Here is an 18,167-nt window from a genome sequence, read left to right as displayed (position 1 = left end):
CGGGCCATTCCGAATCGCTCGCGCACCGACGCAATACCGACGTCGCACCGACGTGATACCGACGTTGCCGAAAGCGCCCAAAAAGACCGGCCCGCCCCTCGATCAGAGGGACGGGCCGGGCCAAAAATCATGCCGATGCAACGGGTCGCGGATCAGCCGCGCAACACCCCGCCGGTGGCCTTGGTGACCTTCTCGACCACCTTGGTGGCGATCGCTTCGATCTCCTCGTCCTTGAGGGTCTTGTCCTGCGGCTGGATGCGCACGGTCAGGGCGATCGACTTCTTGCCCTCGCCCAGGGCGCCGCCGATGAATTCGTCGAAGATGCGGACCTCTTCGATCATCGCCTTGTCAGCCCCGGCAGCCGCATTGACCAGCGTCAGCGCCTCCACGTCGGCATCGACGACAAAGGCAAAGTCACGCTCGACCACCTGCAGGTCGTTCAGCACCACGGCCCCGCGCGATGCGCCGGCCTTGCGCGGCTCGGGCACCTCTTCGGGCCACAGGACGAAGCCGACGACCGGGCCTTTCACGTCCAGTTCGGCCAGCACCTTGGGGTGCAGTTCGCCGAACACACCAAGGGTTTTCTTGGGGCCAAGGCAGATGCGGCCATGGCGACCCGGATGCCACCAGCCATCCCCGCCGCGCAGGACCTGCACCTTGGCGGGCGCGCCGATCGCCGACAGCAGCGCCTCGGCATCGGCTTTGGCGTCGAACAGGTCGACGGACCGCGCCGCGCCATGCACATCCTTCGGCCCCGTGCGACCGACGAGGATACCGGCGACCTGCACCTTCTGCTCGCCGGGTTCGCCGCCATGCCAGGTCGCGCCGATCTCGAACAGGGCGAGGTCGGATTGCCCCCGCGCCTGGTTCCGCGCCGCCGCCTGCAACAGGCCGGGCAACAGGTCCGGGCGCATGTGGCTCATGTCCTGGCTGATCGGGTTGGCGACCATCGTGGCATCATCGCCACCGCCGAACAGGCTGGCCGCCGTACGGTCGATGAAGGAATAGGTCACGCACTCGTTGTATCCCAACGCCGCTGCCGTCCTGCGCGCCATCTGCTCGCGCTTCTGCATCACCGTCAGGATCGGGTCGGGCACGCCGGCGCTGGTGCGGGCCAGCGGCTTCGCCTCAAGCTTGGTCAGCGACGCCATCCGCGCGACCTCTTCGACCAGGTCGGCCTCGCCCAGGACGTCGGGCCGCCAGGACGGTACATGGGCCATGTCGCCTTCCATGACGAAGCCCAGGCGCTCCAGCGTGGCGCGCTGCTCCTCGGCGGGGATATCCATGCCGACCAGCGACGAACACCGCGCGGTGTCGAGCTTGTAAGCCCTTGAAACGTCGGGCACTTCGCCCGCGACCACGGTGTCGGTGACCTCACCGCCGCACAGCTCGACGATCAGCGCACAGGCGCGGTCCAGCGCTTCCATGTTGAAACCCGGGTCGATGCCGCGTTCGTTGCGATAGCGCGCGTCCGAATTGATCTTCAGCGCCCGCCCGCCATGCGCGATCGAGACGTAATCCCAGAACGCCGCCTCGACGAAGACATCCGTGGTTTCCTCGGTGCAGCCGGTGGACAGGCCGCCCATGATGCCGCCGACGCTTTCAACGCCGTTGCCATCCGAGATGACGAGCGTGCCGGCGGGGATCACGTATTCCTTTTCGTCGAGCCCGGTGAAGGCCTCTCCGCCCGCCGCGCGGGAGATCGTCATCGGCCCGGAAACCTTCGCCGCATCAAAGACATGGAGCGGCCGGTTCAGATCGTGGGTGAACAGGTTGGTGACATCCACCAGGGCCGAGATCGGGCGCAGCCCGATGCTGCGCAGCTTCTTCTGCAGCCAATCGGGGGACGGGCCGTTCTTGACGCCGCGGATCAGGCGCCCGGCGAAGACGTGGCAGCCATCCTTGGCGTTCTCGGCGATCTCGACCTGCACGGGGCAATCGCCGCCGGTCACCTTGAGATCGTAATCTGGCATCGGCTTCAGCGTGCCCAGCCCCCGCGCCGCAAGGTCGCGGGCCACGCCGCGCACGCCCAGGGCGTCGGGGCGGTTCGGGGTGATCGCGATCTCGATCACCGGATCGACGGCGGCGGGGCGGTTCGCGGCCAGCCAGTCGGCAAAATCCTGACCCACCTCGCCCGAGGGCAGTTCGATGATGCCGTCATGTTCGTCGCTCAGTTCCAGCTCGCGTTCCGACGCCATCATGCCATGGCTTTCGACGCCGCGGATCTTGCCGACCGAGATGGTGATATCGAGGCCCGGAATATACATCCCCGGTTTGGCCAGAACGACGGTGATCCCCTCGCGGGCATTGGGCGCACCGCAGACGATCTGCTTCTCGCCCTCGTCGGTGTCTACCCGACAGACCTTCAGCTTGTCCGCATCGGGATGCTTTTCCGCCGCCGCGACCTTGGCGATGGTGAAGCCCTTCAGCTTTTCGGCAGGGTTTTCAACGCCTTCAACCTCAAGACCCAGGTCGGTCAGGGTTTCCAGGATCTCGTCAAGCGAGGCGTCGGTTTCCAGGTGATCCTTCAGCCAGGACAGGGTGAATTTCATCGTCTTACTCCTCGTACCGTTCGGCGAGATCTTTCATGTCGCCCATTCGGTAAAGCTTGAACTCGCGCCACAGGCGCAGTGTCGGTTTCGCCGCGAAGGCGATCGACCCGATGACGAAGAACCACGTCGCCGTCTCTTGCAGGTCGTTGTAGAAAAACAGGATCGAGCCGACCAGGAAGGCCAGGGCGGCGCCGAAATCGATGCAGGTATAGGCCAGCTCGGCCCGCGCATAGAGCGCCTGCGCCTCTTCCGAGCGGTCCGGCGCGTCGTGACGGAACAGCTTCATCTGTCATCCTCCGCGAAATCCCTGATCAGCCGGAACCGTTCGACCATCAGCATCATGTCGGGCGACCATTTCCCCCGCATCTCGAAATAGGTGCGGTACTGGTCGCGGAAATCCTCAAGATCCCGGAATTCGGCCATGTCCGCCGCCAGCTCCTCGGTCACGTCGCCGAAGGGCATGGTCAGCACCTCCAGCGTTTCCATCTGCACCGCAGGGGAGCCATCCCATTCCAGCGCGATGTCCTGCCGTCCGACCTCGGGCATGGGGTCCTTGCCCGGCCCGAAATCCGTCAGCGCCGCGCAGGTCACGGTCTTCTTGCCCGACCGCACCAGCGCCAGGACCTCGTTACAGAGCTCCTCGTAATCGCCGAAGGTGAAGGTGACGGGCTCGGTCATGTGGCCCCCTGCATCTTGCGAAGGTCACGCCCTGCGCCCTTCCCGCGGCCTGAACCAGGCCTCGGGTCGGAGAGACGGGCGTGACACCCGGAAGAAAGGCGCAGGGGCACGGGATCACACCCCGCCGCGAATGGTCGGGACCTGCAGCGCCGGGAAGCCGTAATGGCGCAGCCAGCGCAGGTCCGAATCGAAGAAGGCGCGCAGGTCGGGGATGCCGTATTTCAGCATCGCGATCCGGTCGATCCCCATGCCGAAGGCAAAGCCCTGCCATTCCGCCGGGTCCACGCCCGCCGCCGACAACACCTTGGGATGCACCATGCCGGACCCCAGCACTTCCAGCCAGTCGTCGCCCTCGCCCACCTTCACGGTGCCGCCTTCCCAAGAACACTGGATGTCGACCTCGGCCGAGGGTTCGGTGAAGGGGAAGTGGGAGGCGCGGAAGCGGGTCTTCACGGAGGTGCCGAAATAGGCCGAGAAGAATTCCTCGAGCACCCATTTCAGGTTCGCCATGGAGATATCGCGGTCGATCGCCAGGCCTTCGACCTGGTGGAACATCGGCGTATGCGTCTGGTCGTAATCGGCGCGGTACACGCGACCCGGGGAAATCGTGCGGATCGGCGCGCCCTGCGCCTCCATCGACCGGATCTGCACCGGCGAGGTATGGGTGCGCAGCACGTGGGGCGGGCGGTCATCGCCTTCGGCCCGGTGCATGTAGAACGTGTCCATCTCGGCCCGGGCGGGGTGATGGCTGGGAATGTTCAGCGCGTCGAAATTGTACCAGTCGGTTTCGATCTGCGGCCCTTCGGCCACGGCAAAGCCCATATCGGCAAAGATCGCCGTGACCTCTTCCCAGACCTGCGACACGGGGTGCACGGTGCCGGTCCGGCGGTCACGCCCGGGCAGGGTCACGTCCAGCCATTCGGTCTTCAGCCGTTCATCCAGCGCGGCATCGGCCAGTGCGGTCTTCTTGGCCGCCAGCGCGGTGTTGATCTCGTCCTTGAGCGCGTTCAGCGCCGGGCCGGCCACCTGGCGCTCTTCGGGCGTCATCTTGCCCAGTTCGCGCATTTTGAGGCTGATTTCGCCCTTCTTGCCAACGGCCTGAACCCGCAGATCCTCAAGGCTGGCTTCATCCGCCGCCTCGCCGATCGCGCCCAGCCATTTTGCCTTCAGATCGTCCATCCCCGATCCTCCTGATGCTTTTGGCTTCTGCTACAAAGCAAAGCCCTGAAAGACAAGAAGCCGCGAGACCCCGAAAGGTCCGCGGCTTCCCTGAAACTTGTCCCCGGAGGGGGAGGTGCTTACGCGAGCGCGGCCTTCGCCTTATCGACGATGGCACCGAAAGCAGCCGGTTCGTGCACGGCGAGATCGGCCAGAACCTTGCGGTCCACCTCGATCCCGGCCTTGCCGAGGCCGTTGATGAAACGCGAATAGGTCAGCGCTTCGTCATGGGCACGCACGGCGGCGTTGATACGCTGGATCCACAGCGCACGGAAGTTGCGCTTGCGCGCCTTCCGGTCACGGGTGGCGTACTGGTTCGCCTTGTCGACAGCCTGGGTCGCCACCTTGAAGGTGGTCGAACGGCGGCCGTAATAGCCTTTGGCCGACTTCAGGATTTTCTTGTGACGGGCGTGGGTAACGGTACCGCTTTTAACGCGAGACATGGTTCATCCTCCTCTTAGCGGTGGTACGGCATCATCGACTTGATGATGCGTGCATCGGGCTCGGACATGGTGGTCGTGCCGCGTGCGTTACGGATGAACTTGTTGGTGCGCTTGATCATGCCATGGCGCTTGCCGGCCTGGGCGGTCAGGACCTTACCCTTGGCCGAAATCTTGAACCGCTTTTTGCAGCTCGATTTCGTCTTCATCTTGGGCATTTCCGTCTCCTTGGTCTTGAACGGGTATTGACGCGACTCGGTATGCCACTCCGACCGGCCGCGCGGGTGAGCGCGCCGTATAGGCCGGGATTCCCTGCAAAGCAAGAGCGAATTGACGGTTTCGCCACCCCGGACGCCCCTCGGGGCCACCCCGCTAGGGGATCACCCGCGCCACGACCCGGATGATCGCATGCGGCACGTCCTCCAGCGTGTAGCCCCCGGGATTGTTCACCCAGGCCCAGCCGACGACGGCACCGCCCAGGATGATGACCAGCAACGCCACCCAGGGCGCCCGCCCGTCGGCAAAGGCCGACAGGGCCGAGGGGATCGACAGCATCAGGATGACGATGCCGACGACCAGGATCAGGTCGCTGTCCATGTGATGATACCTCCGCCTGCCGACCCTATTCGGGATCGGAGGCGAAAATCAAACGTTCCTCGCAAGGCGCGACGCGCAGGATGTTGGTCGATCCCGGCACGTTGAACGGCACCCCCGCGGTGACGACGATCTGGTCGGCTTCCGTGGCATAGCCATGGGTTCGCGCGGCGCGGGCGGCATTGACCACCGCCTGCTTGAACCGGTGCAATTCGCCCGTCATCACGCAGTTCACCCCCCAGCTCAGCGCCAGCTTGCGCCCGGTCCCGCGCAGCGGCGTCAGCGCCAGGATCGGCACATGCGGACGTTCGCGCGCGGTCAGCAGGGCGGTCTTGCCGCCATGGGTGAAACAGCAGATCGCCTTGATATCCGTCGTCTCCGCGATTTCCCGCGCCGCCACGACGATCCCGTCGGCCACCGACCCGCGCACCGTCTTGCGCGAGGCCTCGATGATCTCGCGGTAGGTTGGATCGCTCTCCACCTCCTGGGCCACCTTGTCCATCGTCTGCACCGCCTCGACCGGGTATTGCCCGGCGGCACTTTCCGCCGACAGCATCACCGCATCGGTGCCCTCGTAGATCGCGGCGGCCACGTCGGACACTTCGGCCCGGGTGGGCATCGGGCTCTCGATCATGCTTTCCAGCATCTGGGTCGCCACGATCACCGGCTTGGCCGCGGCCCGGCACCTGCGCACCAGCTGCTTCTGGATCGGCGGCACGTTCTGCACCGGCAATTCCACGCCCAGGTCGCCCCGCGCCACCATGATGCCGTCCGACACTTCCAGGATCGCCTCGAAGCTCTTCACCGCCGCCGGTTTCTCGATCTTCGACAGGATCGAGGCCCGGCCACCGGCCAGGTCCCGCGCCTCGGTCACATCCTCGGGCCGCTGGACAAAGCTCAGCGCCAGCCAGTCCACGCCCAGTTGGCAGACAAACTCCAGGTCGCTCCGGTCCTTCTCGGACAAGGCGGCCAGCGGCAGCACCACATCGGGCACGTTCACGCCCTTGCGGTTGGAGATCGTGCCGCCCGCGATCACCTCGGTCTCGGCGAAATCGGCACCGCAATCGACAACCTTCAGGCGGATCTTCCCGTCATTGACCAGCAGCTGCGCACCGACTTCCAGCACCTGGAAAATCTCCGGATGCGGCAGGGTCACACGGGTCGCGTCGCCCTCTTTGTCCTCCAGGTCCAGCCGGAAAGAAGCGCCCTCGGCCAGCTCTTCCTCGCCATTGGCAAAGACACCGACGCGCAGCTTCGGACCCTGCAGGTCGGCCAGGATGCCGATCGTGCTGTCCAGGTCACGCTCCACCTCGCGGATGATGCGGTGACGCTCGCGGATCTCGTCATGGCTGCCGTGGCTCATGTTCAGCCGGAAGACATCGGCACCGGTCTCGTGCAGCTTGCGGATCATCTCGTAATCCGAGGAGGACGGGCCCAAAGTGGCGACGATCTTGGTATTGCGCTGGCGTCTCATGCGGTCCTTCCCTGCTGCGATGGCCCCGGGCTTGCGCGGGGCCGTTCCTGTTATCGTTACCAGATGACCACAGATTTGCCACCTGAAGTGACAGGGGAGTGACACTTCGCCATGATTTCCCCGCCCGCCCCGCGACATTGCAGCCGGATTGACCAGCGCCCCGCTTTCCTGCCAGCCTGCCGCGCAATCCAAGCCCGCGAAAGGACATCGCCATGGACACCAAGACACAGCTCGAAATCGAAGCCGCCGCCTTCCGCACCCTGCGCAACCACCTGATGGAAGCCCGCCCCGACGTGCAGAACATCGACATGATGAACCTCGCCGGGTTCTGCCGGAACTGCCTGTCCCGCTGGATGCAGGAGGCCGCCGCCGATCGCGGCATCGAGATGACCAAGGACCAGGCGCGCGAGATCTTCTACGGCATGCCCTACGAGGAGTGGAAAGCGCAGAACCAGACCGAAGCCACAGACGACCAGCAGGCCGCCTTCAAACAGGCCTTCGCCGAAAACGTCACCTCCAGGGACTGACCCCGGCGCATCCTCGCGCAAACTTCACACCTTGCGCGCGCCCGAGCTTCACCTTGCCCAAATACTCCCGCCGGAGGCACCGCGATCACCCCGCCAGGGATGATCGCAAAACATCGCCCCCTCAAAAAAACGGGCGACCGGCCCATCCCCTGCCCCGACATCGCCAGACGCGCCCCCCGCGATCATCCCCCGGATGATCGCCTCAGGTCGCATGCGCCGCAGGCGCTCCTTTTGACGGACATGCGAACAACAAAAAACCCGGGCGCGAACGCCCGGGTGAGTGTCTCAGACTGATGGGAGGAGATTATCAGCCCTTCGAGAATTCCGGATAGGCTTCCATGCCCAGCTCCGCCATGTCGAGACCGGTGATCTCGTCTTCTTCGGAGACCCGGATGCCCATGATCATCTTCAGCAGGAACCAGACCACGGCCGAGGAGACCAGGGTGAAGATACCCACCACGATGATGCCATAGAGCTGGGTGCCCAGGTTGGCGTCGGAGTTGGTGAAGACCACGGCGATGGTGCCCCAGATACCTGCGATCAGGTGAACCGGGATGGCGCCCACGACGTCGTCGATCTTCAGCTTGTCCAGCATCGGCACGGCGAAGACAACGATCACGCCGCCGATGGCACCGATGATGGTGGCCGAGCCGAGGGTCGGGGTCAGCGGTTCCGCGGTGATCGACACCAGGCCCGCCAGCGCGCCGTTCAGAACCATGGTCAGGTCGGGCTTCTTGTAGAGGATCTGCGTCAGGATCAGCGCAGCGATCGCACCACCGGCAGCCGCCGTGTTGGTGTTGGAGAAGATGCGCGACACGTCGGCAACGTCACCAACCGAGCCCATGGCCAGCTGCGAACCACCGTTGAAGCCGAACCAGCCGAGCCACAGGATGAACGTACCCAGGGTGGCGAGGGTCAGGTTGGAACCCGGCATCGGGATGGTCTTGCCGTCCTTGTACTTGCCGATACGCGGCCCGAGGATGATGGCACCGGCCAGAGCGGCCCAGCCACCCACGGAGTGCACGACCGTGGAGCCCGCGAAGTCGAGGAAGCCGGCTTCGTCCAGGAAACCACCGCCCCACTTCCAGGATGCGGACAGCGGATAGATCACGGCGGTCAGGATGATCGTGAAGATCAGGAAGGGCCACAGCTTGATGCGCTCGGCGACCGTACCGGACACGATGGACGCGGTGGCGGCACAGAACATCAGCTGGAAGAAGAAGTCCGAACCGGTGGAGGCATAGCCGTAATCGTCGGCCGCATCCGCGGTCACGCCGACAGCTTCCAGGACGCCCGGGCCCCAGACGCCGGACAGGACGCCGTCAACCGACCAGGTGCCCAGCGGGTACATCAGGTTGTAGCCGATCAGGTAGTAGAAGATCGTGGCCAGACCGAAGAGACCCATGTTCTTGGTCAGCTGCATGGTCACGTTCTTGCCGCGCACCAGGCCCGCTTCGAGCATGGCAAAGCCGCAGGCCATGAAGAAGACCAGGAAGCCGCCGACCAGGAACAGCAGCGAGTTCAGGATAAAGACCGTATCGGTCGAGGGGTTCACACCTGCGGCAGGACCTTCATCCTGCGCAAGACCGAGGCTCGGCAGCGCGATCAGCGCGGCGGCAAGGCCCAGTTTGGTAATGGTTTTCATTCGTCTTTCCTTTCCCTGTCGGCGAGGCTTACAGCGCGTCCGCGTTGGTTTCCCCGGTCCGCACGCGAACCGCCTGCTGGATGTCCAGCACGAAGATTTTACCGTCGCCGATCTTGCCGGTCTTGGCAGTGTTGGTAATGGTTTCGACCACTTGGTCGGCCATTTCGGCAGACACCGCGATCTCAAGCTTGATCTTCGGAACGAAGTTCACGGCGTATTCTGCACCGCGGTAGATCTCGGTGTGGCCCGACTGGGAGCCGAAGCCCTTGATTTCGGTCACCATCATGCCGCGTACGCCGATTTCGGTCAGCGCCTCGCGGACCTCCTCGAGCTTGAACGGCTTGATTGTCGCAATGATGAGTTTCACTGGTTTTCCCTTCCGTATCTCGGGGTGCGAGCCCCGCCTTTGGCACGGCCACCTAAAACTTGGGCATGCCCGTACCGGAAGGCGGTGCCCCGGAATCCACCGATTATTTCCCGCGCATTTGCATAATTTTTGCGCAGTGCAAAATTGAAGCTGAAAATTTAGGCGAAATTGAAACGTGCCAAAAACGTCAAACCACTCAACATTAGCGGCCAAAACACCTATACCGGTGACAAAACAACAGGTGCCGGGCAGGACCAGATGAGTGATTCAGGACGACGCAAGAAGCCACTCGTGGCCGATCGCCGCTATGCCAAGCCTTCGGGCGGCAAGCCGGCGGGCAAGAAGGCTGCGGCCGGTCGCTCCGGCCGGGGCTCCGGGTCCGGCAATGGCGGCGGACGCAAGACCCCCAACAAGACCGCCCGCAGCCGCAAGGCCGCCCCGAAACGCACGCGGCGCGGCCCCATCGGGTTCGTCCGCTCGGTGATCGGCTGGGTGGTCCGCCTCGTCTGGGGTCTCAGCTGGCGCCTCGGCGCCGTGGCGGTGCTCATCATCGCGGGCGCCGTCGGTCTCGTCGCCCTGTCCCTGCCCCCGCTCGAGGACCAGCTCGATGGCCGCGCCCGCGGCTCCGTCACCATGCTCGATCACGAGGGCCAGGTCTTTGCCTGGCGCGGCGACCAGTTCGGCGGCGTCATCACCGCCGAAACCGTGTCACCGCACCTCAAGAACGCCATCGTCGCCACCGAGGACAAGCGCTTCTACCGCCATTTCGGCGTCTCGCCCCGCGGTATCGCCTCGGCCATCCGGATCAACCTGCGCGAAGGGCGTGGCCCGCTGTCCGGCCATGGCGGGTCGACCATCACCCAGCAGACGGCCAAGCTCCTCTGCCTCGGCGATCCCTATGACCCCGAGGTCTGGGAAAATGAAACCGCCTACGAGGCCGATTGCCGCGAATCCACGCTGTGGCGCAAGATCCGCGAGGCGATCTACGCCATGGGGATGGAAGCGCGCTACACCAAGGATGACATCCTCACCATCTACATGAACCGCGCCTTCCTCGGCGCCGGCGCCCGTGGGTTCGAAGCCGCCAGCCAGCGCTATTTCGGCAAGTCCGCCTCCGAGGTCACACCGGCGGAATCCGCCATGCTTGCCGGGCTGCTGGTCGCGCCCACCCGCTACGCGCCCACCAACAACCTGACCCGGTCGCAGAACCGCGCCACCGTCATCGTCGACCTGATGGAGGAACAGGGCTACCTGTCCGCGACCGCCGCCCAGCAGGCGCGCAACAACCCCGCCGGCCTTTCGCAGGCGGCCGAAGATCGCGCCGGCGGCTATTTCGCCGATTGGGTCATGTCCTCCGGCCCCGAATTCCTGACCCGCAAGACGACCGAGGACGTGGTGATCCGCACCACCCTCGACCGCCGCATCCAGCGCGCCGCCGAAGAAGGGCTGAAGCACATCTTCGACACCAAGGTGAAGGAAGGCTCCGAAGCCCAGGCCGCCATCGTGGTGATGAGCGCGGATGGCGCCGTGCGCGCCATGGTGGGCGGCCGCCGCACCAAGGTGTCCGGCGCCTTCAACCGCGCCACCCAGGCGCTGCGCCAGACCGGATCGGCCTTCAAACCCTTCGTCTATGCGACCGCGCTGGAACTCGGCTATCGCTGGGATGACGTGGTGGTGGACGAACCGATCACGCTGAACATCCCCGGCTCCGGCCCCTGGTCGCCCGAGAATTACGACCACAAGTTCCGCGGCCCCGTCACCCTGACCCAGGCGTTGCAGCATTCGCTGAACATTCCGGCGGTGAAGGTCGCCGACTCCGTGGGCCTCGACCTGGTGCGCCGGATCGCGGGCGATTTCGGCATCGAATCCGACCTGGCCCAAGGCCCGGCCCTGGCGCTCGGCGCCTCCGAATCCACGCTGGTCGAGATGACCGGCGCCTATGCGGGCATCCTGAATGGCGGCTCGTCGGTCACGCCCTACGGGCTGATCGAACTGCGCCTGCAGGGCCAGTCCGAACCGCTGATGGATGCCGACGGCGGCATCGGCGAACGGGTGATCCGCGAAAGCGCCGCCCGCGAGCTGATCTGGATGATGAACCAGGTGGTCACCAACGGCACCGGCGGCCGCGCCGCCCTGCCCGACCGCCAGGTCGCGGGCAAGACCGGCACCACCTCCGCGGCCCGCGACGCGTGGTTCCTGGGCTTCACCGCCGATTACGTGGCGGGGGTCTGGATGGGCTATGACGACAACACGCCGCTGACCGGGGTGACCGGCTCCGGCCTGCCGGCCGAGATCTGGCACGAGGCGATGCTGCGCATCCACGAAGGCGTGCCGGTCCGCCCCCTGCCCATGTCCGTGCCCGAACGCAGCCAGCCCGAGGCGGTGGCCGACAGCAACAACGTCGCGCCCCAGCAACAACGCGCCCCGGCCCAGCAGGACCCGATCGAACGGCTGCTGCGCAACATCTTCGGCATCCGCAACTGATACCCGGCCCAAAGGCTGCTAAAGGCCCGGAAACGACCAGAGGGCGCCCCGCGAGGCGCCCCCTGCTTCATCTTGCCAAAAACACTCCCGCCGGAGGCATCCCGGATCGGCCACACGCTCCGCCGCCCGACATGACACGCCACAGCGCATCACGGGGCGCCATGGCGCGACAGGCTCAGCCCGCGCGCTTCAGATCCGCGATCAGCGCGTCGATATCGCCGCGGCGCTGATCCAGCATCGCGCCGATCTCGGTCCGTTCCGACAGCCGCATCGAGATCCCCTCGATCACCATGTCGAAGAACAGGTCCTTGCCCGACCGGTCCGAGACCAGGAACTTCACCTCGAACGGTGCCTCGCCGCGCAGATACGCGGTCGAGATCACCTCGTGCCAGGTCTTCACCTGCCGCACGCTGTTCACCTCGATCTTGCCGCCGACGAATTCCTGGAACCGCTTGCCGTATTTGCGGGCGATGTAGCCCCGGAAGGCCTCGGTATAGGCGCGCAGCTGCGCCGGGCTGGCGCGGCGCACATCCGGGCCAAGCGTCGATTGCGCGATGATGTTCACATCGGCGTAGCGGGTGAAGATCTTCTCGAAATCCCGGATCATGCCGGGCAGCGATCCGCCCTTCGCGATCACCCGGTTGATCTCTCCGACCAGCGCGTCGACCAGCGCCTTGGCCTTGGCATCCGTCAGCGCCAATGCGGGCGCCGCCGCCGATATGGCCAGGCCCGACAGGGCAGAGCCCAGAAAGGCGCGGCGGGTGAACTTATTGCAGATATGGGTCGTCATAGGGGTCACCGGTGCTTTGATAGGGGTCGGCATTCGGGTCCGCGTAAGGATCGTCGTAAGGATCGGCCGCGGTGTCGTAGGGGTCGCCGTAAGGGTCGTCATAGGGATCGCCGCTGGCCGCCGGCGTCCCGCCCAGTTCGTAACGACGGCTTTGCAGGTAGGTCAGGCGGGCCTGGGCATAGCTGTCGGCGCTGTCATGCAGCACGCTGTCCACGGTCTGCCCAAAGCGGCCCCGGTCGCCCACCCGTTTCGCCACGTTGGCGACGGGGCCGACATAGCGTTCGGGGCTGTCCAGCGCATAGCTCAGCGGATTGGTGAACAGGTCCACGACCCGCCCCACCGTGTCCCGCTCGGTCGAGGGGCCGAAGACCGGCAATTCCACGTAATTGCCCTCCGGCACGCCCCAGACATGAAGTGTCTCACCGAAATCGGTGTCGTATTCCGGGATCCCCATGGCCGAGGCCACGTCGAAAATCCCGACAATGCCGATGGTCGAATTGATCGCGAACCGCCAGAAATTGCCGAAGGTCGCCTCGGGCCGGACCTGCAGCGCGGAATTCACCATCATCGCGGGCGTGCTGAGGTTGTCGGCCACGTTGCCGATCCCGGTCACGATGGGTTTGGGAAGCGATGAGACATAACCATTGCCCGCCGGGCTCAGCAAATTGCGGTCGACCTTCTTGTTGAATTCATGCGTCGCACGGTTCGACGCCTCGTAAGGGTCGCTGATCCCGGTCGCCATCGGCGCCGGACCACAGGCCGCCATCAGGGCCAGCGCCGCCAGTGTTAGTGCCTGCCACAGATACCGTCGCACGGAATACCAGATCATTCGCAAATTGCTTTTCCTAAAGGAACGTCCGTTATATAGGCGTTTGTTAAAGATATTTCACCCGATCCACTGCGCTTCAAGGGCAAGTGTGGTACCCGAGGAACAATTGGCGTGCGACAGCGACGGACCGCCGATGAGTAACGGGATAAATTATTAGGCGAGGCACCATGACCACTGCACATAAAAGCCAGCTTCAGGGCGCACCCAAGGGTGCGGAACTGCGCAGGGCCTGGTGGTCCAATGGCGGTCTTTTCCTGTTTGTCGGCCTATTCAGTATTTTCACCAACCTCCTGTTGCTGACCGGACCTCTTTACATGCTCCAGGTCTATGACCGCGTCCTGTCGTCGCGGTCAGTCGAAACCCTGGTCGCGCTGACGCTGTTGGTCGCGTTTCTGTTCGGGGTGATGGGTGTCCTCGACATGGTGCGCGCAAGGGTGATGTCCCGCGCCGCCGCCCGGTTCCAGTCCAAGCTTGACCGCCGGGTCTTTGATGCCGTGATCCAGAAATCCGCGATTGTGCCGGGTGGTGCCTCGGGCGCGAAGGAACTGCACGACCTCAGCGCAATTCAGCGGGCAATGACCTCTCCTGCGGCGCTGGCATTCTTCGACATTCCGTGGACGCCCATCTTCCTCGCCGGCATCGCGCTTTTCCATCCGTGGCTCGGCATCCTGGCCCTTGCTGGCGGTGGTATCCTGATCGTCGTCACCCTGCTGAACCAGTGGCTGACCCGCCTGCCGCAACAAAGCGCCGCGGCCACCTCAATGCGGGCCGACAACATTGCCAGCCAGATCCAGTCCGAAGGCGAGCTGATCGGCGCCATGGGCATGCGCGACGCAGCGTTCCAGCGCTGGCGTAAATACCGCGCCGAAGCCCTTGAACATTCCGTGGCCGGCACCGACCGTTCGGGGGCCTTCACTTCGGCCAGCAAGACGTTCCGCCTGTTCCTGCAATCGGCGATGCTGGGCCTCGGTGCCTACCTCGTTCTGCTCAACGAATTGTCCCCAGGCGCGATGATTGCCGGTTCGATCCTGCTGGGCCGCGCCTTGGCCCCCATCGAATTGTTGATCGGGAACTGGGCGTTGATTCAACGTGCTATGACCGGCTGGCGCGGCCTGGCGGACCTGTTGGACGCGATCCCGCCCGAAGGCTCCCGTACTGCCCTGCCGGTGCCCCGCGGCCTGATCGACGTGCAGCAGATCAGCGTCGTGCCCCCGGGCCTGACCTCGCCGGTCGTGCGCGGTCTCAGCTTCACGGTGCAGCCCGGACAGGCGGTCGGCGTGATCGGCCCTTCCGGCGCCGGGAAATCGACGCTCGCCCGCGCCCTGACCGGCGCCTGGCCCGCCGCGCTTGGCAAGATCCGCCTCGACGGGGCGGCGCTGGACCAGTACGACCCCGCCACTCTGGGCCGCCATATCGGCTACCTGCCACAGCGGGTGCAGATGTTCGAAGGCACGGTCGCGGAAAACATCGCGCGCCTGGCGGAAAAACCCGATGACGCCGCCGTGGTCGCCGCCGCCAAGAAGGCCGCCGCGCACGAGATGATCCTCAGCTTCCCCGACGGCTACGACACGCAGCTTTCGGCCCATGGCGGGCGACTGTCGGGCGGGCAGATGCAGCGCATCGCGCTGGCCCGCGCGCTCTATGGCAACCCGGTGGTGCTGGTGCTGGATGAACCGAACTCCAACCTCGACCACGAGGGCGGCGAGGCATTGAACCAGGCGATCCGCTCCATGAAGCAGGAGGGCAAGTCGGCCCTCATCATGGCGCACCGCCCGGCCGCGATCCAGGAATGCGACATGCTGCTGATGATGGACGACGGACAGCGGGTCGCGTACGGCCCCCGAGACGAGGTGCTCAAGAAAGTCACCCAGAACCACACCCAGCTGATCCAGGGGGGTAAGCAATGAAGAAGCCTTCGAAAAAGGACACCGGTCGCACCCCGCGCAAGGATCTCCGCAAAGACTCCGCCGCCAAGACCTGGTCCGCCTCTACCCCGCTGTGGATCGGCAGCATGACCTTGGCACTTCTTCTGGGCGGCTTCGGGGCGTGGTCCGTCTTCACCCAGATCACCGGCGCAGTCATTGCGCCCGGCCGGATCGAGGTGGACCGCAACCGCCAGGTCGTTCAGCACCCGGATGGCGGCGTGGTTACAGAGATCAACGTGAACGAGGGTGACCTTGTAGAAACCGGGGAGGTGTTGATCCGCTTGGATGATACGGCCCTGCGCTCGCAACTCGCCATCGTCGAAAGCCAGCTGCACGAACTCATGGCCCGCCGCGGCCGGCTTGAGGCCGAGCGTGACGATCGCGAAACGCCTGTATTCGACAAGATGCTGATCGAAGCGGCTGCAACAAGTCCGGATGCGCTCGAACTGATGCAAGGCCAGAAACGCCTGGCCGAGGCGCGCGCGACCTCGCTGTCGCAGGAAATCGAACAACTGTCCAAGCGCCGTAGCCAGATCGAGAATCAAATCGAAGGTATCGATGCGCAGCGCGATGCCTTGGGCGAACAGTTGGAATTGATCGAAGGGGAGCTGACAGACCAGCAATCGCTGCTGGACCGTGGCCTGGCCCAGGCCTCTCGCGTGCTGGCCCTGCGCCGCGAAGACGCCCGCCTGCGCGGCACGCTGGGTGAACTGACCGCACAGCGCGCTCAGTCCGAAGGCCGCAGCACCGAGATCGACCTCGAGATCATCAAGCTCCGTGCCCGCCGTCGCGAAGAGGCGATCACCCGCCTGCGCGACCTGCGCTACCGTGAACTGGAACTGGCGGAAGAACGCCGCGCCCTGATCGAACGGCTGGCCCGCCTTGATGTCACAGCACCGGTATCTGGCCGGGTTTATGGGCTTCAGGTCTTCGCGGAACGCGCCGTGCTACGCCCCGCCGATCCCGTGCTCTATCTCGTGCCGCAGGATCGTCCGCTGGTGATCGCCGCGCGGGTGCAGCCCATCGACATCGACCTCATCACCCTGGACCAGCCGGTGCGCCTGCGCTTTTCGGCCTTCGACCAGCGCGACGGGCCGGAATTGCTGGGCCATATCCGCCAGATCTCGGCCGACGCCTTCACCGACGAAGCCTCGGGCATGTCCTATTACATGACCGAAATCGTTCTAGAGACCGGTGAAATCACCAAGCTGCCGGAAGGTGCCGAACTCGTCCCCGGCATGCCGGTCGAGGCGTTCATCACCACCGGTGACCGCACGCCGCTTGCCTACCTTCTGGACCCGGTCCTGGAATATACAAACCGCGCCTTCCGGGAAAACTAGGCGTCTTTCGCTTGCATTCGCGCTGCCGCAGGGTAGCGTGCGCGCAAACCGAAAGGAGCCTGACATGACCCATCCCATCGACGCCCGCCTGGCTGAACTTGGCCTGACCCTGCCCGACAGCCCCGCACCGGCGGCGAATTACGTGCCCTACGTGCAGGTGGGCAACCTGATCTTCGTCTCGGGCCAGATCTCGATGGATGCCAATGGCATGATCAAGGGCGTTCTGGGTGACAACATGAGTGTCGAGGACGGCGCCGCCGCCGCGCGCCTGTGCGGCCTGTCGCTGCTGGCCCAGGTCAAGGCGGCCTGCGGCGGCGATTTCTCCCGCTTCAAGCGCGCGGTCAAGCTGACCGGCTTCGTGAACTCCACCAAGGAATTCGGCGACCAGCCCAAGGTCGTGAACGGCTGCTCCGACCTGCTGGTCGAGGTGCTGGGCGAAGCCGGCCGCCATTCCCGCTCCGCCGTCTCCGCGGGCGCCCTGCCCTTCGGCGTCGCGGTCGAGATCGAAGGCATCTTCGAAATCGAATAAGCCATGCTGCCCCCGTCCTTCCTGGCCGCGCCGATCGCCCATCGGGCGCTTCATGACCGCGCGGCCGGGCGTCCGGAAAACTCGGTAGAGGCGATCGAGGCCGCCATCGTCGCGGGCTACGGGATCGAGATCGATCTTCAGCTGTCGGCCGATGGTCGAGCCATGGTGTTCCACGATTACGACCTTGCCCGGCTGACCGGCGAAAAGGGTGCGATCCAACGCCGAAGCGCCTCTGAACTGGGCGCGAGCCGCCTGCTGGGGGGCGCGACCGGCATCCCCACCCTGCCCCAGGTCCTGGACCTGGTCGCAGGCCGGGTGCCCCTGCTGATCGAGCTGAAGGACCAGGACGGCGCGCTTGGCGCCGCCGTCGGCCGGCTGGAGGAGGCAACGGCCCAAGCCCTCTCCGCCTATGACGGGCCGGCCGCCGTGATGTCCTTCAACCCAAATTCCGTGCGGATCATGGCCGGCCTCGCCCCCGATCTGCCGCGCGGGCTGACCACCTGTTCCTTCCGCCCCGAGGATTGGATGCTGATCCCCGGCGGCACCCGTGACCGCCTGCGCGACATCCCCGACTACGACGATGTCCATGCGCATTTCATCTCGCACGAGGCGCAGGATCTGGACCGGCCCCGGGTCGCACAGCTGAAATCACAGGGCGTTCCGGTGCTGTGCTGGACCATCCGCTCGCCCGAGCAGGAGGCACAGGCCCGTCGCATCGCCGACAATGTGACCTTTGAAGGCTACGCTGCGGAAATCCCGTCTTGATCGGCCCGCA

Annotated in this window: 18 protein-coding genes; 6 read left to right on the top strand and 12 right to left on the bottom strand. The window is 65.1% G+C overall.

The window, feature by feature from the left end; genetic code table 11:
• Nucleotides 1-152: 152 nt before the first annotated feature.
• The 8 genes from pheT to pyk form a co-directional block, all read right to left on the bottom strand.
• A complete protein-coding gene (pheT, locus tag ATO9_RS02345) occupies nucleotides 153-2,552 on the bottom strand; it encodes a phenylalanine--tRNA ligase subunit beta (protein WP_043744497.1) in 2,400 nt (799 codons plus the stop codon).
• A gap of 4 nt (nucleotides 2,553-2,556) precedes the next feature.
• Nucleotides 2,557-2,838 carry a YrhK family protein gene (locus ATO9_RS02340; protein ID WP_043744494.1) on the bottom strand — a complete coding sequence of 94 codons (282 nt, stop codon included), beginning with the start codon at nucleotides 2,836-2,838 and terminating at the stop codon, nucleotides 2,557-2,559.
• Nucleotides 2,835-3,230, bottom strand: a complete 396-nt coding sequence (locus ATO9_RS02335; protein ID WP_043744489.1) for an ASCH domain-containing protein — start codon at nucleotides 3,228-3,230, stop codon at nucleotides 2,835-2,837. The genes ATO9_RS02340 and ATO9_RS02335 overlap by 4 nt, the downstream gene beginning before the upstream one ends.
• Nucleotides 3,231-3,344: 114 nt before the next feature.
• Entirely contained in the window at nucleotides 3,345-4,409 is a 1,065-nt protein-coding gene (pheS, locus tag ATO9_RS02330) for a phenylalanine--tRNA ligase subunit alpha (protein WP_043744487.1), read from the bottom strand.
• Nucleotides 4,410-4,528: 119 nt separating this feature from the next.
• Complete coding sequence (gene rplT / locus ATO9_RS02325; RefSeq protein ID WP_043744484.1) at nucleotides 4,529-4,891, bottom strand: 50S ribosomal protein L20; 363 nt, start codon at nucleotides 4,889-4,891, stop codon at nucleotides 4,529-4,531.
• Between the two features lie 14 nt (nucleotides 4,892-4,905).
• Nucleotides 4,906-5,106 carry a 50S ribosomal protein L35 gene (rpmI, locus tag ATO9_RS02320; RefSeq protein ID WP_043744480.1) on the bottom strand — a complete coding sequence of 67 codons (201 nt, stop codon included), beginning with the start codon at nucleotides 5,104-5,106 and terminating at the stop codon, nucleotides 4,906-4,908.
• A gap of 154 nt (nucleotides 5,107-5,260) precedes the next feature.
• A complete protein-coding gene (locus ATO9_RS02315; protein ID WP_043744477.1) occupies nucleotides 5,261-5,485 on the bottom strand; it encodes a hypothetical protein in 225 nt (74 codons plus the stop codon).
• Between the two features lie 25 nt (nucleotides 5,486-5,510).
• Entirely contained in the window at nucleotides 5,511-6,956 is a 1,446-nt protein-coding gene (gene pyk / locus ATO9_RS02310) for a pyruvate kinase (RefSeq protein ID WP_043744475.1), read from the bottom strand.
• A 212-nt stretch (nucleotides 6,957-7,168) separates the two neighbouring features.
• On the opposite strand from pyk, the gene ATO9_RS02305 reads away from it, so the two are divergent.
• On the top strand, nucleotides 7,169-7,483 hold the full coding sequence (locus tag ATO9_RS02305; RefSeq protein ID WP_043744472.1) for a DUF1244 domain-containing protein: 315 nt from the start codon (nucleotides 7,169-7,171) through the stop codon (nucleotides 7,481-7,483).
• 307 nt (nucleotides 7,484-7,790) lie between these two features.
• On the opposite strand, the gene ATO9_RS02300 is transcribed toward ATO9_RS02305, so the two are convergent.
• Both ATO9_RS02300 and ATO9_RS02295 read right to left on the bottom strand, forming a co-directional pair.
• A complete protein-coding gene (locus ATO9_RS02300) occupies nucleotides 7,791-9,128 on the bottom strand; it encodes an ammonium transporter (RefSeq protein WP_043744469.1) in 1,338 nt (445 codons plus the stop codon).
• 28 nt (nucleotides 9,129-9,156) lie between these two features.
• Nucleotides 9,157-9,495 carry a P-II family nitrogen regulator gene (locus tag ATO9_RS02295; RefSeq protein WP_043744466.1) on the bottom strand — a complete coding sequence of 113 codons (339 nt, stop codon included), beginning with the start codon at nucleotides 9,493-9,495 and terminating at the stop codon, nucleotides 9,157-9,159.
• Nucleotides 9,496-9,753: 258 nt separating this feature from the next.
• Between ATO9_RS02295 and ATO9_RS02290 the strand changes: the two genes are divergently transcribed.
• Entirely contained in the window at nucleotides 9,754-11,979 is a 2,226-nt protein-coding gene (locus ATO9_RS02290) for a transglycosylase domain-containing protein (RefSeq protein ID WP_043744463.1), read from the top strand.
• A 175-nt stretch (nucleotides 11,980-12,154) separates the two neighbouring features.
• On the opposite strand, the gene ATO9_RS02285 is transcribed toward ATO9_RS02290, so the two are convergent.
• Entirely contained in the window at nucleotides 12,155-12,769 is a 615-nt protein-coding gene (locus tag ATO9_RS02285; RefSeq protein ID WP_043744461.1) for an MlaC/ttg2D family ABC transporter substrate-binding protein, read from the bottom strand.
• Entirely contained in the window at nucleotides 12,747-13,598 is an 852-nt protein-coding gene (locus ATO9_RS02280) for an MlaA family lipoprotein (RefSeq protein WP_043744458.1), read from the bottom strand. Before ATO9_RS02280 ends, ATO9_RS02285 begins: the two co-directional genes overlap by 23 nt.
• 167 nt (nucleotides 13,599-13,765) lie before the next feature.
• Between ATO9_RS02280 and ATO9_RS02275 the strand changes: the two genes are divergently transcribed.
• From ATO9_RS02275 to ATO9_RS02260, 4 genes are all read left to right on the top strand, one after another.
• Nucleotides 13,766-15,505 carry a type I secretion system permease/ATPase gene (locus tag ATO9_RS02275; protein WP_043744456.1) on the top strand — a complete coding sequence of 580 codons (1,740 nt, stop codon included), beginning with the start codon at nucleotides 13,766-13,768 and terminating at the stop codon, nucleotides 15,503-15,505.
• A complete protein-coding gene (locus ATO9_RS02270; RefSeq protein ID WP_081979415.1) occupies nucleotides 15,502-16,863 on the top strand; it encodes an HlyD family type I secretion periplasmic adaptor subunit in 1,362 nt (453 codons plus the stop codon). The genes ATO9_RS02275 and ATO9_RS02270 overlap by 4 nt, the downstream gene beginning before the upstream one ends.
• Before the next feature lie 64 nt (nucleotides 16,864-16,927).
• Nucleotides 16,928-17,392: a RidA family protein gene (locus ATO9_RS02265; RefSeq protein ID WP_043744454.1), complete on the top strand. Its 465-nt coding sequence runs from the start codon at nucleotides 16,928-16,930 to the stop codon at nucleotides 17,390-17,392.
• A 3-nt stretch (nucleotides 17,393-17,395) separates the two neighbouring features.
• Nucleotides 17,396-18,157, top strand: a complete 762-nt coding sequence (locus tag ATO9_RS02260; protein ID WP_043744452.1) for a glycerophosphodiester phosphodiesterase family protein — start codon at nucleotides 17,396-17,398, stop codon at nucleotides 18,155-18,157.
• The last annotated feature ends 10 nt before the right edge of the window (nucleotides 18,158-18,167 follow it).

It is taken from the genome of Pseudooceanicola atlanticus (genome assembly GCF_000768315.1).
Taxonomy (GTDB): Bacteria; Pseudomonadota; Alphaproteobacteria; order Rhodobacterales; family Rhodobacteraceae; genus Pseudooceanicola; species Pseudooceanicola atlanticus.
The sequence above is the reverse complement of the archived record's forward strand: the minus strand, read 5'-3'. Positions and strand labels throughout refer to the sequence as shown.

What these genes read in the sequence shown, in the direction of transcription:
- ATO9_RS02290 (WP_043744463.1), top strand. Translation starts at nt 9,754, where the DNA reads ATGAGTGATTCAGGACGACGCAAGAAGCCACTCGTGGCCGATCGCCGC.
- pheT (WP_043744497.1), bottom strand. Translation starts at nt 2,552, where the DNA reads ATGAAATTCACCCTGTCCTGGCTGAAGGATCACCTGGAAACCGACGCC.
- pheS (WP_043744487.1), bottom strand. Translation starts at nt 4,409, where the DNA reads ATGGACGATCTGAAGGCAAAATGGCTGGGCGCGATCGGCGAGGCGGCG.
- ATO9_RS02285 (WP_043744461.1), bottom strand. Translation starts at nt 12,769, where the DNA reads ATGACGACCCATATCTGCAATAAGTTCACCCGCCGCGCCTTTCTGGGC.
- ATO9_RS02270 (WP_081979415.1), top strand. Translation starts at nt 15,502, where the DNA reads ATGAAGAAGCCTTCGAAAAAGGACACCGGTCGCACCCCGCGCAAGGAT.
- rpmI (WP_043744480.1), bottom strand. Translation starts at nt 5,106, where the DNA reads ATGCCCAAGATGAAGACGAAATCGAGCTGCAAAAAGCGGTTCAAGATT.
- ATO9_RS02335 (WP_043744489.1), bottom strand. Translation starts at nt 3,230, where the DNA reads ATGACCGAGCCCGTCACCTTCACCTTCGGCGATTACGAGGAGCTCTGT.
- ATO9_RS02265 (WP_043744454.1), top strand. Translation starts at nt 16,928, where the DNA reads ATGACCCATCCCATCGACGCCCGCCTGGCTGAACTTGGCCTGACCCTG.
- ATO9_RS02275 (WP_043744456.1), top strand. Translation starts at nt 13,766, where the DNA reads ATGACCACTGCACATAAAAGCCAGCTTCAGGGCGCACCCAAGGGTGCG.
- pyk (WP_043744475.1), bottom strand. Translation starts at nt 6,956, where the DNA reads ATGAGACGCCAGCGCAATACCAAGATCGTCGCCACTTTGGGCCCGTCC.
- ATO9_RS02340 (WP_043744494.1), bottom strand. Translation starts at nt 2,838, where the DNA reads ATGAAGCTGTTCCGTCACGACGCGCCGGACCGCTCGGAAGAGGCGCAG.
- ATO9_RS02300 (WP_043744469.1), bottom strand. Translation starts at nt 9,128, where the DNA reads ATGAAAACCATTACCAAACTGGGCCTTGCCGCCGCGCTGATCGCGCTG.
- rplT (WP_043744484.1), bottom strand. Translation starts at nt 4,891, where the DNA reads ATGTCTCGCGTTAAAAGCGGTACCGTTACCCACGCCCGTCACAAGAAA.
- ATO9_RS02315 (WP_043744477.1), bottom strand. Translation starts at nt 5,485, where the DNA reads ATGGACAGCGACCTGATCCTGGTCGTCGGCATCGTCATCCTGATGCTG.
- ATO9_RS02305 (WP_043744472.1), top strand. Translation starts at nt 7,169, where the DNA reads ATGGACACCAAGACACAGCTCGAAATCGAAGCCGCCGCCTTCCGCACC.
- ATO9_RS02260 (WP_043744452.1), top strand. Translation starts at nt 17,396, where the DNA reads ATGCTGCCCCCGTCCTTCCTGGCCGCGCCGATCGCCCATCGGGCGCTT.
- ATO9_RS02280 (WP_043744458.1), bottom strand. Translation starts at nt 13,598, where the DNA reads ATGATCTGGTATTCCGTGCGACGGTATCTGTGGCAGGCACTAACACTG.